Annotated in this window: 10 protein-coding genes; all 10 read left to right on the forward strand. The window is 38.6% G+C overall.

Features of this window, described 5'->3' with window-relative positions; genetic code table 11:
• Positions 1-129 precede the first annotated feature (129 nt).
• The 10 genes from WAO84_RS01085 (at position 130) to WAO84_RS01130 (ending at position 13,984) form a co-directional block, all read left to right on the forward strand.
• Positions 130-1,449, forward strand: a complete 1,320-nt coding sequence (locus WAO84_RS01085) for a carboxypeptidase-like regulatory domain-containing protein (RefSeq protein ID WP_340063170.1) — start codon at positions 130-132, stop codon at positions 1,447-1,449.
• Positions 1,450-1,548: 99 nt separating this feature from the next.
• Positions 1,549-2,211: a hypothetical protein gene (locus WAO84_RS01090; RefSeq protein ID WP_340063171.1), complete on the forward strand. Its 663-nt coding sequence runs from the start codon at positions 1,549-1,551 to the stop codon at positions 2,209-2,211.
• A 136-nt stretch (positions 2,212-2,347) separates the two neighbouring features.
• Entirely contained in the window at positions 2,348-4,696 is a 2,349-nt protein-coding gene (locus WAO84_RS01095; RefSeq protein WP_340063172.1) for a TonB-dependent receptor, read from the forward strand.
• A 121-nt stretch (positions 4,697-4,817) separates the two neighbouring features.
• Positions 4,818-5,510 carry a hypothetical protein gene (locus WAO84_RS01100; RefSeq protein ID WP_340063173.1) on the forward strand — a complete coding sequence of 231 codons (693 nt, stop codon included), beginning with the start codon at positions 4,818-4,820 and terminating at the stop codon, positions 5,508-5,510.
• Positions 5,511-5,791: 281 nt separating this feature from the next.
• On the forward strand, positions 5,792-6,190 hold the full coding sequence (locus WAO84_RS01105) for a DUF1842 domain-containing protein (protein ID WP_340063174.1): 399 nt from the start codon (positions 5,792-5,794) through the stop codon (positions 6,188-6,190).
• 539 nt (positions 6,191-6,729) lie between these two features.
• The gene (locus WAO84_RS01110) at positions 6,730-8,520 is read left to right on the forward strand and encodes a hypothetical protein (protein ID WP_340063175.1); all 1,791 of its coding nucleotides are present in this window, start codon (positions 6,730-6,732) and stop codon (positions 8,518-8,520) included.
• A 3-nt stretch (positions 8,521-8,523) separates the two neighbouring features.
• Positions 8,524-10,041: a di-heme oxidoredictase family protein gene (locus tag WAO84_RS01115; protein ID WP_340063176.1), complete on the forward strand. Its 1,518-nt coding sequence runs from the start codon at positions 8,524-8,526 to the stop codon at positions 10,039-10,041.
• Positions 10,034-10,612 (forward strand): hypothetical protein, encoded by a 579-nt coding sequence (locus WAO84_RS01120; protein ID WP_340063177.1) that lies wholly within the window; start codon positions 10,034-10,036, stop codon positions 10,610-10,612. The genes WAO84_RS01115 and WAO84_RS01120 overlap by 8 nt, the downstream gene beginning before the upstream one ends.
• 14 nt (positions 10,613-10,626) lie before the next feature.
• Positions 10,627-12,681 carry a WD40/YVTN/BNR-like repeat-containing protein gene (locus tag WAO84_RS01125; RefSeq protein ID WP_340063178.1) on the forward strand — a complete coding sequence of 685 codons (2,055 nt, stop codon included), beginning with the start codon at positions 10,627-10,629 and terminating at the stop codon, positions 12,679-12,681.
• 34 nt (positions 12,682-12,715) lie between these two features.
• Positions 12,716-13,984, forward strand: a complete 1,269-nt coding sequence (locus tag WAO84_RS01130) for a formylglycine-generating enzyme family protein (RefSeq protein WP_340063179.1) — start codon at positions 12,716-12,718, stop codon at positions 13,982-13,984.
• The last annotated feature ends 143 nt before the right edge of the window (positions 13,985-14,127 follow it).

Below are 14,127 nucleotides of genomic sequence, written 5' to 3' on the forward strand. Positions count from 1 at the left end.
TAGGGTTTGAAGTTTTTGTAAATACCTCTGAGAACTGTTTTAAAATGAGTATTTTTGACATAGAGGTTTACTTTGAATTTTGTATCTTTTAAGTGACTAAATTTTACAACTAATAAAATGGATATTCTCATGTTTAAAAATATATGGACCCACGGCAAAAACAGAGTGGGGTTGTTTATTATCCTTATAACAGGAATTGTATTTCCTGAATGGGGTTTAGCATCGCATACCATGTCTTACAGAGCAGTTCAGGATACCTTACAATTCCGTCAGTATTCCGGTTCTGTTGTAGATGCCCGTTCGGGAGAACCTCTGGTATTTGCTGTTTTACAGGTAGAAGGGAGCAACATAAGTTCTATTACCAATACCGAGGGAGAGTTTTTACTTAAAGTGCCTAAAAGTGAAAATGCAACCTCCATATCAGTCTATTTTTTAGGTTATCAGGAAAAACAGATATCAATTGCTACCTTAAAACCCGAGAAAAATGAAATAGAACTGGAACCTTCTGCTATTGAGCTTACCGAAGTAGATGTGTCTATACCCAAAGATCCGGAAGACCTGGTACGCAAGGTATTTGAAAAACGAAAAAATAATTATGTAGGCGAGGGTATGATCATGACAGCCTTTTACAGAGAGACCATTCGTAAGAGACGTAGAAATGTATCCCTTTCAGAGGCCGTAGTAAATGTATATAAACAGCCTTATGCCAATGCCAGACCAGATCAGGTAAAGCTTTTTAAATCGCGAAAAAGCACTGATTACTCCAGGCTTGATACTCTGGCTCTGAAACTACAAGGAGGACCTTTCAGCACTTTGTATGTTGATATAATGAAATATCCGGAATTTATTTTTCAGGGAGAATTAATAGATGAATATGAGTTTGCATTTGAAAGATCTACCACTGTAAATAATCAACCTGTTTTTGTTATCAGGTTTAATCAAAAAGATTGGGTAGAGGCCCCCCGGTATTACGGTACCTTATATATTAATTCAAATACACAGGCACTGGTGAGTGCTGTTTTCAAATTAAATCTGGAAAACCTGGCAGAGGCCAGCAGGATGTTTGTTAAGAGAAAACCCTCATCGGTACGGGTATGGCCTACAGAAGCAGCATACCGGGTTGATTATCGCCAAACCGGAGGAAAATGGTATTATGGTTACAGCAATGTACAATTGGCTTTTAAAGTAAACTGGCGAAATAAACTTTTCAACTCATTGTTTACGTTGAGTAGCGAAATGGCAGTAACAGACTGGGAAAAGAACACCGAGGGTCTCACACTGCCCGTAAATGAACGTTTGCGGCCTTCTGTAGTGCTTTCGGATGAAGCCTCCGGTTTTTCGGACCCCGATTTTTGGGGAGACTATAATGTAATAGAACCAGAGAAATCTATTGAATCTGCCATAAATAAGATCAAAAGAAAACTCAGGAAAAATAAAGATACCAAGTAGGTTAAGTGAGCTCGAAAAAGATCATTTAACATAACCTTACCACGGTAATAGGTCTAATTAGCTATCTTTAAATATTATTTAGTTATTTAAATCATAAATATGCGCTCTTTCTTACCAAGCCATAGAACGGTTTTGTTAGCCATAGGGGTATTCATAACCGGTGTTTCCGCCTCAGCTCAATCAGAGACGGTAAAGAAACCGCTTGTGGTCAGTTCTTCAAGTAATACAATTAGTCTGGGTACTTCAGGGTCATTGTTAGATGATAACAAGAAAAATGAAAAAATGCTTAGATATTTTGGTGATCCTGTTGATTTAAAAACAAAACCTAAGACGATAGATATGACTGCGGGTAGTGACCTTCGGGATCCGGGAGAGATCTATGATAAAAAGTTTAAAAGAGATAAAGAAATAAAACCCTCATATATGGAAGACCAGTATTTGGGAGATTATAAAAGCAACGCCAAGTATGTTCGTATTATATGCAGAGATCATGAGTTTGTAGATGGGGACAGAGTTAAGTTGTCTGTAAATGATATGGTTATTGTTCCTGATATTTGGTTAGATTATGATTTTAAAAGTTTTGATATAACATTGGATAAAGGATTTAACCGTATTGATTTTCAGGCGTTGAACCAGGGTGCTTCGGGTCCCAATACAGCAGAGTTCCGGGTATATGATGATAAAGGAAACCTGGTTACTGCTAATGAATGGAATCTTACCACAGGAGTAAAAGCGACACTTATTATTGTAAAAGAAGAATAAAAATTGAGCATACAAAATAAAAAGGCCCGTACGGGCCTTTTTTTATGCACCAACTTACAGGGTAACGATTAAATTGTATAGTTTTACGCACTCATAATTAGGTTTTTTTTACGAAAGAGTACTATTCAAAAGAGCAATGAAAAAAGGTGTTTTATCGATCATTTTTTTGTGGATTTCTTTCAATGCATTTTCACAGGTTTACGGAGAATTAAATGGTTACGTTACCGATGAATCCGGTGCTCCGTTAGAAGGAGCCTCTGTATATCTTGAAAATTCTAATATAGGAGCCATTACTGATCAACAGGGGTTTTATGTTTTACGAAATATTGTTCCGGGATCTTACAATTTAACAGCTAGTTTTATTGGTTTTGAGTCCCAGACCAAATTTAATGTCATTGTACGATCCATAGGAACCCCTCCTTACAATTTTATCCTTAATGAATCTGCTCAAAACCTTGACGAGATCGTGGTTACACAAAGGCAAATAAGCAGAGCCAGGGAGACGCCTTTGTCAGTTCAGACCTTATCGGCTGTAGAAATTGCTACGTATCCCGGAGGGAATAATGATGTGGTGCGGGTAGCTCAATCTCTCCCAGGAGTATCACCATCAGTAGGCGGCTTCCGTAATGATCTCATTATACGTGGTGGAGCCCCTAACGAAACCGTATATTATCTGGATGGTATGGAGATCCCTAATATTAACCATTTCAGTACACAGGGAAGTGCCGGTGGCCCCGTTGGGCTGCTTAATGTCTCCTTTATAGAAGATGTCACCCTTTCTACTTCAGCTTTTGGGGCACGTTACGACAATCCTTTATCGGGAGTTCTTCAGTTTAAACAGCGAAACGGGAACAATAGGGATTTTAACGGTAATTTCAGATTAAGCGCCAGTGAGGCTGCAGTTACGCTCGAAGGCCCCTTGTTCAAAAAAGGTAAGGAAGAGAGCAATACCAGTTTTATGGTTTCTGCCCGACGCAGTTACCTGCAATTTCTTTTTGAGCTTATAGGGTTACCCATTCGTCCGGATTATTGGGATTATCAATACAAAATTACCCACAAGATTGATGATTACAATGAGATAAATGTTCTGGGGGTAGGTTCTATAGATGATTTCTCAATTGCACCTCCCGATACTTTTGATGAAGAACAACAGGCCACCCTGGAGCAGGTCCCGTTTATAGAACAAAGAAGCAATACTGCAGGGATATCATGGAAAAAACGCTTTAAAGACGGTAGCGGTTACATGCAATCAGTACTAAGTAATAACTTTTTGGTTAACGAGTTTACCAGGTATGAGGATAATGAAAACCAGGAAGGCGTTATTTTTAGTAACGATGCCCGAGAATCTGAAACAAGGTTTCGTTTTGAGGTCACCAAATTTACTGGAGAGTGGAAGTTTAATGCGGGTTTTAATACCCAGTGGTCTGACTACTCCAATACAACTTTTAATTTAGCAGACAATATACAATACAATACAGAGATCAATTTCTTTAAATACGGATATTTTGCGAATGCATCCCGTTCTTTTTTTGATGAAAAGCTAGATGTTTCTTTAGGTTTTAGAATGGATGATGATACCTTTACTCAAGGTAACTCCCTTCTATCTACATTTTCCCCGCGTCTTTCGTTGTCATACGAGTTCGTAAAAAACTGGAAGCTAAATGCAACCGCAGGGCGGTATTTCAAGATCCCTCCTTATACTATACTGGGTTTTCGAAACAACGAGAATATTCTGGTTAACCAAAATGTATCATATACGCAAAGTGACCATTACGTAATAGGTCTGGAACATATACTGGGCCCAGCCGCCAGTGTTTCCGTAGAAGCATTTTTCAAACAATATGATGATTATCCCGTATCTGTTTTAGATGGCGTATCTCTGGCCAATAAAGGTGGCGGGTTTGAAGTATTGGGTAATGAGGCGGTAGAAACCGTGGGAAAGGGCAGGAGTTATGGTGCAGAACTGCTTTTTCAACAAAAACTTACCAATAACTTTTACGGAATATTTTCATATACTTTCTTTTATAGTGAATTTACTGGTTTTGACAGAACAGATTACCTCCCTTCTGTTTGGGACAGCAGGCATCTGCTTTCATTTACCGGAGGCTATAAGCTTAAAAGAAACTGGGAGATCAGCAGCCGGTACCGTTTTGCCGGGAGAACACCTTTTGTACCGGTAGATATTGAAGCAACTACCAATGTGTATCCTGAGATCATTCTTGACTATGAATCCCTGGGCCGGGTAAAACTGGAAACCTTTAGTCAATTGGATATACGGGTTGACAAACGCTGGAACTTAAAAAGCCTTTCTGTAAATCTCTTTTTTGAAGTTCAAAACCTGTTGTCACAACAACTGCCGGAGCCTCCTCAGTTTGGTTTGCAAAGAGATGCAAATGGCAACGAACTTACTCCCAGAAACCTGGTGGAAATTGAACCCGAAAGCGGCCAATTTATCCCTGTGATCGGATTGGTGGTAGATTTTTAATAGCAAAGACTTTATTCATACTTCTTTTCCCGGCATTTTGATGTTTACTCTTAATGATATTTGTCATTTTTCATACACATAGGGTATGGTAATTTAGTGTTTACCTAAAATATATGATGTTATGAGAGACTTATCAGTTATTACACAAAAAGATATAGAATTTGGAAATAGAGTACTCGGGCTTGTACAAAAAGTACAACCTTATGTAAAACACAGGCTATATACGGCAGAATCCTCGGGTATTGTACCCAGGAATATGTATAAGGCAGCCGAAATTACCGATGATGCCATAATAGACCTGTATAAAGATTTTGATAAAAACATAAATGATAAAAATTTAAGTATTAAGCTTTTTTCATTATTGCAGGCAAAACTAAATACATTATTCAAAAAAGAAGCCATACGTACCCGTACGGTTAGTGTTAGCGAACTGCTAAGTGAGGAACTGGAACAATTTGAAGAACGATTTGAAACAGATATTGATAATGATCTGCTTATGCCGGAAGAGCTGGATGATATTTCGTATCATCAGGAAGAACAAGCCCAGCCTCAGTTTCTTTATGAAGATGCTGAAAAGAATATAATAAGTACTCTTGAAATTCAGGACTCAAAAAAAGACCTTACTCCCGGAAAAAGGGAAGTATTAAACCGTATATATAACTGGTTACCTTTGGAAACTTCAGATGTAATAGACCTTTTGGTATTTGGAAGGCTTACCTATGAAGAGATTGCACAAGTAAAACAAACAGATGTTGAGACCATAAAACTAACTGTGCAAACCGTACAGCGTAATATGCGTAAAAATTTGAACTAATTTTCAACCAGCCTATTCCGATAATTCAGAATGCAAGTTAAAGAGCCGGAAATATTTCCGGCTCTTTAACTTTTTATACCATGCAGCACCGCAGTTTTAAAAACAGGATAAAACACGTATATTGAAATCACGTATTTACACTGTAATTTTTTACCTACATAAATTGTAAATTGCCTTCAGCCTCAATCATTTAAAATGTACACAAATGTTTTTCCAAAAGATTGATGTTTGGCGGAAACCGAAAAGCCATGAACAGAGTAGGGAACTAAAAAACATAAAAAATGAGTGAACTAAAAGTAGGGACGTTTCCCGTTTCTTATGAAGTATCTACGGGTGCTTTAGGGGCTCCCAATCTCAAACTAGACTTAATTGTCACGACGCCTACGAAAAAAGTAAGTGGCAATGCTTCAGTTACACAGGCAGTAAATCCGCCTTTTGAAGAGCATGTGCCGGTTACGGGTAATTTTACGTACATGACAGTAATGCCCAAAAACACGCATATACTGGTAAATGTGGCCTCTCCCATTTTGGTCAGGGACGCTTCCGTATTCGCAGCTACGTTGGTGCTTGAAGATAACTGGAGTTCTGGTGTATGTAATTTTACATTCCTGGGCCCTCAGGGCAAATGGGTAGAAATTAGAGATGCCAAAGTGAGACAGGTAGAGCTTACAGAAGCTTAAATACAAATAAAAGGATGTGTAGCCCGGCTACGCATCCTTTTATTTTCAATGTAACTTGATGCCCTTTTTATGATATGCAACCGTAAACAAAGAACTTTAGAACTCATATCACTATTTAGGCATTCCCTAAACCAGTACCATACCTGTACTGTAATACAGAGTGTATCTGCTCAAGACTAAAGAGAACTGAAACATAAGCTTTTGAGTTGCTAAAAACTTCAAAGACCCATGCGTATCTTCATAACATAATGGTATTTATAAGTGAGTGTTCTACAATAGTAGGATTAGATAGATAAGTATATGGCAAGCAAAGTTAAAATGAAACCCCTTGTATTATTTAAAAAAACAGATCAAAATTTTATGGATTAATTATTTTGCTTATATGGTTAACCCGTAATTTTTTACTTTTTTTAACAAATTTTTCTAACTCTCTTTTTTTATTCATCAGAATCTATTAAATTAGTTAAAGATTTCATTATCAGGAATCTGTGCTCCCTCAACTTCACTTTTCATATTGTAAACCACTAAACAGCCAAACCATGAGAACACGTTTTCTATTTGGGGTTTTCCTTGTAATTCCCGTTTTGATCTTTGCCCAGGATGTACGTGAAAACTCTTCAATTTATGTAGAACCGGTAACCCTTTCTGAAGTAATGGAAAGTAGCGGTTTTAACCTTAATATCGGAGCAATTGTAAGTGACCCCGAATATGGAGAGGGTCTTCAAAAATCAGCAGATGTATATGGTTTAAAGTTGGATCTTTTTGTTTCCGATGATCCTGAACTGAGGGAAACCATAGCCAAATCACTTATTAGCCAGAATAATACCTACATCATTATGGATGCACTTCCCGATGAAAATCTGGAAATCCTGAAAATGAATGCAGAAGCATCTGATATTATTTTTGATAAAGTCATCCGTATTTCTCCGAAAAATTCACGAAGCCTTTTTGAAGAGGGTTTTGCAGCATTGAAAAAAGCAAGGGCAAGTATTGTTGACAGAATTCCCAAATACGATCAAATACTTCCTATAGCTTTTCCCATTTCTCCTATGCCAGACGATTTTTTTCAACCTTCAAAATTCCCTTACCCCAGTCCATTAGTACGGGTACCCAGAACTAATGAATCTTTAAGTGCATCGGTACACGCGCATACTTCCTGTAATATGGTAGCACAAACCGGTAACATGCTTCACTATACCAGTAATTTAGATAAAAATCTATTATTAATGGGTATGGAAGGTGGTAATCTTTCACTATATGCACGTCCTGGAGCAATAGAAAAATCCAAGATATCAGCAGTCATGACTTCGTGGGTCTTGAATATACAGAAAGATAAAGAGGCCCGTGAGATTCTTGTTGAAAATAATGGTATAGAATCATCCTTATTTCATGTGGGAATTCATGCTTTAGAGGAGTTATACGAATGTCTTAATAAGTGGAAAGAAAAAGAAATTATATCTGGATACCGACTCCTGGAAAATCAAAACCTGCTCCTAGAAAACTGGAAAGGAAAGAACCGTATTCTGAAACCCGGAATGTTCTTGGTTGCTAACGATCACAGTTTAAATGGCTCTGCCATAATAGAAGGAACAGACCCTTACGGGGCACTAACGATCGATTTCTTTAGTACACAGGCTTTTGTTCAACAACTGGTAGAAATAAAAAAAGAAAATGTCAGACAACGGGGTAGCACACCGTCGGGAGGTATTTTAAGTGCTTCCGGAGCTACAGTTGGTAATTATTTTGGTAGACCGTTAACTGAAGTTCTTGAAAAAGTACCACAGAAAGAAAGTCTGGTACAACCATATATTCTTAATATTGAAGGAGGGTTCATGGCTGTAACTCCTCAAAATGGTAAGACTTTACCAGATACAGATGCATCTTTGGAAGGATTTTACCTGGATCTTAGAGGGCCCTTGACATCAGATCAAACCATACAGTTAGATACAGATAAAGAAACGTCTATTACCTTCAGGAGAACCATCATGAATTTTGACGAAGTAAACTATGCACTCAATACCCTTAAAACAATGGGCATAATTTCCGGATGGGATTATGAAGGTGCTCGCGGACAGGGACTTTATGCCAACATTGTTCTTTATGATTTTCTCGGCAAGAACCGTAAATTCATGTCTTCACTTTGTATATGGCCAACAGATGAAATTCCCGATAGACCATTGGTTCGTTTTTATGTAGATGGTATGCAGCGTCTTAATTTTGGGTTCCTTTCCAGTAAGGGATGGCGACAGGAGTTTGTTGAAGTTCCTATGCGCATACCTCCGGTTCCCAGAGATATTGATCTTTATTCAGGAATCAGCAAACTACGCTAATAGATGAATAAGATAAAAAAAGATATTGCCTTTGTAGTTTGGCTAGGGTTCATGTTCTTCATAATTGGTTGCGCCCATAAAATGGCAAATTATGCATACGTATCGCAAACCCCGCAGGATATTTATGAAATTGGTCATATCTCTATAAAAGATATTCAAAAGGGTAAATGGACATTAGAGCAATTACGTTTAGCAGGTGAACGACTTTTTGTAGCTCAGTTTACCAAAGATCGTGGTATGGGAAGACCCGGTGCTACAGGCAACCCCAATCCTACGAGAAGACCTTTGGGCACAGAAGTACCGTTTACCCGAACAGCAGGTCCAGATGCCAATTCCTGTTTTAGCTGTCATCATTCACCCTCTGTAGGAGGAGCAGGTGATTTTACTTCTAATGTTTTTACAGGTTTGGGCTCCCGCCAGCCCATTATGTTCTCCACTGCTTCAGATTTTTCGGCAGAAAGAGGAACCCCCGAAATTAATGGGGCAGGTCTCATTGAATTACTGGCAAGAGAAATGACAGCAGATCTCCATCATATTAAAAAAGAAGTAAAAGAAAAAGCCTTGTCCACCGGGCAGAATATTCGGAGAGAATTAATTACCAAAGGAGTTTCTTTTGGGTATCTTACCGCAGAACCAGACGGCACCTTAAGGCTTCATGAAGTAGAAGGCATAGATCGGGATCTGGTAGTTAGGCCCTGGGGACAAAAAGGGACAGTAACTTCTTTACGCACATTTACCGTAAACGCAGAAAATCTTCATCACGGACTCCAGGCAGAAGAGCGCTTTGGATATCACCTTACCGGCTCTATGGATTTTGACCGTGATAAAGTACGTAATGAGCTTACCGAAGGAGATATAACTGCACTTATTGTTTTTCAGGTAGGGCTCAATACGCCGGGAATAGTACTTCCCGCAGACAAAAAAGCACGTGAAAAAGTTAATAGAGGAAAAGTTATCTTCAATAATTCTAAATGTGCGAGCTGCCATATCCCGCAGTTAAAACTTAACAACCCTGTATTTGCAGAACCCGGCCCTTATAATCTGGAAGGAACCCTGCGAAATCATGAAATAAAGAGCCCTTTGTTAATTGATCTTACCAAAGATATAGATCGCCCCAGACTCACAGAAACCAAAGAGGGTTACTATATGGTCAGGGCGTTTACTGATCTGAAACGACATAAAATATCAGATCCTGAAAGACCTCATTTTGGAAATGAAGTACTTGTAGAAGGTTTTACAGCAACTAATGAGTTTTTGACCAAACGTCTTTGGGCAGTAGGTAATACTGCTCCTTATGGACACAGAGGAGATCTTACGACCCTCAGAGAAGCTATCGAACATCACGGAGGAGAAGCACGTGCTTCGCGAATTGAATTTGAAAAAATGACTTATGAAGATCAGGAAGCCATAATTGCTTTTCTGGAATCCCTTCAGATATTACCTCCAAATACCCGAAAAGGTATAGTATATCAGGAAAAAACAAAAAAACTACCTTATCAAGAAACCACTCAAAATGAATAAACTAATACCAACATATATAATATTCGTGTTGTTTTTTAATGTATTAGCTTTTACAGGATACACTCAATTGCGAGAGCATCACTCCACAGATAGCGATATTTATAAAGAGCGTATAAAAAGAGCTGAAAAGCGCTGTGAAACGGCGATGCAAAGAGCTAAGATAGCAGTGTTACGCATATACGCAGAATCCCAGGAAAAAAATGATTCCTTGTTGAAGGCAGTAAAACACTTTAGTACCACTTTACAATCTAAACCCCATTCGTGTACTCATGTAAGTGATTGTGTACTAAAAGCCTATAATGACTGCCGTGAAATAGCACAGATAAAGGAAGTTGTGGCCGCGTATCAGCTTCACTTACAAATAAAACGCCCCAAAAGTATAGGGGTGCCCTATTTTGCTAAAAATGTAATTAAAATACTTCCTGACCCTACTATTAAAGATATTACATTTAAAAAAGCTTCCTTATATATTGATAAAGCTGCTTTTATAATGGAACAACATGCACAGTATATAGAGGTTGTTGCCGAACAGTTTGTAACTAGGTCAGAAATTAAAAAAAAAGTGAAATAACAAAAACAGCATCCTTGTGGAAAAGTCTGGGGCCCGAACACATATTTAATGGAGAAGGGTATGACGGCAGTGCCATAAACGTTTCGGGAAGAGTAACCCATACACTTATTACACCTAAAACAAAAAGCATATATGCAGGTACTGCTTCCGGAGGAGTCTGGAAATATATTCCTTTAAAAAATAAATGGAAACCGCTTACAGATTCTTTACCAGTCTCTGCCATAGGCACACTGGCGATGTATCCTCATAATGAAGCAGTGATATATGCCGGTACAGGAGAAGCTAACGTAGCTTACAGAGAATTGTTCATACCAAAAAAAAGTAGCATGTACGGAGATCGCGGAAAAGGCATACTCAAAACCAAAGACGGGGGAAATACCTGGCAGCTGCTGGGTAGAGATATTTTTAAAGAAGCAGCATTTGCCAAAATAGCTATCAATCCGCTAAATCCTGAACATATATTGACAGCTACTACAAAAGGGTTGTTCCAATCATTAGATGCAGGAAGTACCTGGCAGCTAATACCCTTTTTTGAGGCAAAGAAAACTATACCGGTTACCGATGTGCACTTTACAGGAAACACGTCTCAGGCTGCTTTAGTAAGCCTATGGGGCAGAGGCATTTTTCGCATTACCGGCCTTCAGGATAAAAAACCATTGTGGCAACGCCTTAATAACGGTTTGCCGGTTTCCAACACAACAAGAATACGAGTAGCCGTACATCCTTCAAAAAAAGATCATTTACTGGCACTTTTTGCAGACCTTAATTTTAAACTTCGTGGACTTTTTGAGTCTGAAGACCAGGGAGACTCATGGAAACCAGTACACCAAACTCCCGACCTTCTTCAGGGACATGGTTTTCATAATATGTTACTGGCATATCATCCTGCTTCTACAGATACTATTTACATTGGAGGAACCGGGGACCGAAGCAAACATCTTAGTAGTCTTTATAAAGGAGTACGAATAGATAACTCTTGGAATTTTAGACCCATAGGTAGTGAATTACATATTGACCTTCACGCAATTACATTTATGCCCGGAGATCCTTCTTCATTCTTAATAGCAGGAGATGGTGGAATATGGCTTACAAACAATGCCGGAAACACATGGAAGAGTCTTAACAAAGGACTAGTTATTACACAGATTATGAATGTTACACGTAGCAGGACCGATAAAAATTATATATTGGCAGGTGCTATGGATAATGGTACCTTACGATATACAGAAAGCAAAACATGGGAACATGTGGATCATGGGGATGGCGGTAAAGTAATGATCCATCCTCAGAATCAACACAAAGTCTTTAATCTCTTTTTTTCCTATTATCTGGCCTGCTCAACCACTAAAGGGAGTCGTAACAGTTTTGTTCGCATAAACCCGCCCATTCGTCCCGTAAAAGAATTTGCCCTTCTTTGTCCCTATGATTTAAACCCTCAAAATGCAGACCATATCATCCTTCTGGCAGACCGGCCGTACCTTTCCTATGATTCGGGAAAACAGTGGCAGGCTCTTAACTTCACTTCAGAGCGTCCTCAGGAAGTATTTACAACCGTAACCTACGTAAACTCCAATTTAATATATGCCGGCACCTCATTTGGAAGGGTGTACAGGTTTCTTAAAGAAAAACACCGGTGGAAGATAGAAAAAGTGTTTGATGCATTTCAGTTTTCAGATACACCGGCATACATTACCGCAATTAGGCCCGGAGCAGAAATTTTTTCTTTTTACATAACCGCCGAAAGTAGTCATTCAAATAATGTTTGGTTTGGCAAATCAGTAAAAAACCAACCCCTTATTACTCCTTTGACCAATATAACCAGATACCCATGGTTTCAGGGTGATGTTTATGATATTGAGTTATATACACATAAAGAAAAAGGAGAGATTCTTTTTATAGCAGGAGAGTTTGGAGTGGCCGAATACTCATGTGCCAATCATACCTTAAAACCATTGGGTAAGGGGCTTCCCCATGTTCCGGTCTTTGATATAGAACTGAATACCGAATATAAACATATCACCATAGCCTCTTTTGGCAGAGGTGTATGGGAATTAAATTATGACTTTTGACCAACGAATAAACAATAACCAAAACATTTCACTAATGAAAACACTTTTTAACTATTCCGTACTCTTGTTCCTGCTTTTAGCAGGAGCGAGTGGAGATAAAACTCCCGCCATAAAAGACCTTACAGGTGTATGGCAGTGTGTAGAGTTTGAAGAAGACATGAAAAGAGCTACCCGTGAACAACTGGAGAATATTTCACTAACCATCACCTCAAATGAGTATCGTATTTTCCTGGGGGACGTAGTAGTGCCCTATACTATTGCCAAAAGAGGAAGAAAAACACTGCTTGTGAGACCACAAATAAAACTTTCTGATTTTCGTGAATTACAGGTTTCGTACACTTTGAAAGGTAATGAACAGTTAATGCTAAGCTATAATGGACAAAAAAAAACCGGAAACAGAAAAATGGTATTTATAAGAAAGAAGTTTAGTAAACAATCTATGGCAAATGAGCGAATAACCAACTCTCAGGGAATGGTTTTCAAACGTATTCTCCCCGCTACTTTTCTTAAGGGAGCAGCGCCTGATGATGAAGGGCGTGAAGATGAAATACAACATCGGGTAACCATTACCAAACCATTTTACATAGGAGAAAAAGAAGTAACAATAGGAGAGTTTAGAAAATTTGTAAAAGATCAAACAACCAAAACCGATGCAGAAACCGGAGTTTTTATGGATGTCAATAATGTTAAAGGCGGCTGGTCCACTGTACAAACAGGGCTTAATTTATGGGACCCCGATGCTAGTTGGCATAATCCCGGTTATGAAATAAGCGAACGTTTACCTGTTAATTTTGTGAGTTGGAATGATGCAAAAAGATATTGTGAGTGGTTAAGTGCTAAAGAAGGGAAAACATACAGGTTGCCTACAGAAGCAGAATGGGAACTGGCCGCTCACGGAGGTACCTCTTATCGCTATTGGTGGGGAGATGATATAAATTCCGGAAAATTAACTGCCAATCTTGCCGGTAAAACATATCAAAAAAAATTCCCGCAAAGAGTTTTTTCCATTACACAGGATGATACCTATGTTTTTCCAGCTCCTGTAGGAAGCTTTCAGCCAAACGCATTGGGCCTTTATGATATGATAGGCAATGTGTATGAATGGGTAAATGATTACTGGAGTATAAGCAGCCAGATAAGTCTTATTGATCCGAAAGGTCCCTTAACAGGAAAATATAAAATTGCCAAAGGAGGTGCTTTCGGAAGTAAACCTACAGAATGCAGAATAGCCTATCGATTTAGAGAAAGCCCGGAAATGCGTTTTGCAGGAGTTGGTTTTAGAGTAGTATTGGAAGTAGAGTAAAAAACCATAGTTCAAAACCTTAGAATATGAAGCAAATTATAAACAGTATAAGAAGTTTGATTTTTAAGTAAAAATGAACAAAGAAGCCTATTCGAGGCAAAAAATCCGGTAATTAGTGGCCAAACATGTGACCCGTTCGAATG

The sequence above is a fragment of the Ascidiimonas aurantiaca genome (assembly GCF_037646345.1).
GTDB classification, from domain to species: domain Bacteria; phylum Bacteroidota; class Bacteroidia; order Flavobacteriales; family Flavobacteriaceae; genus Ascidiimonas; species Ascidiimonas aurantiaca.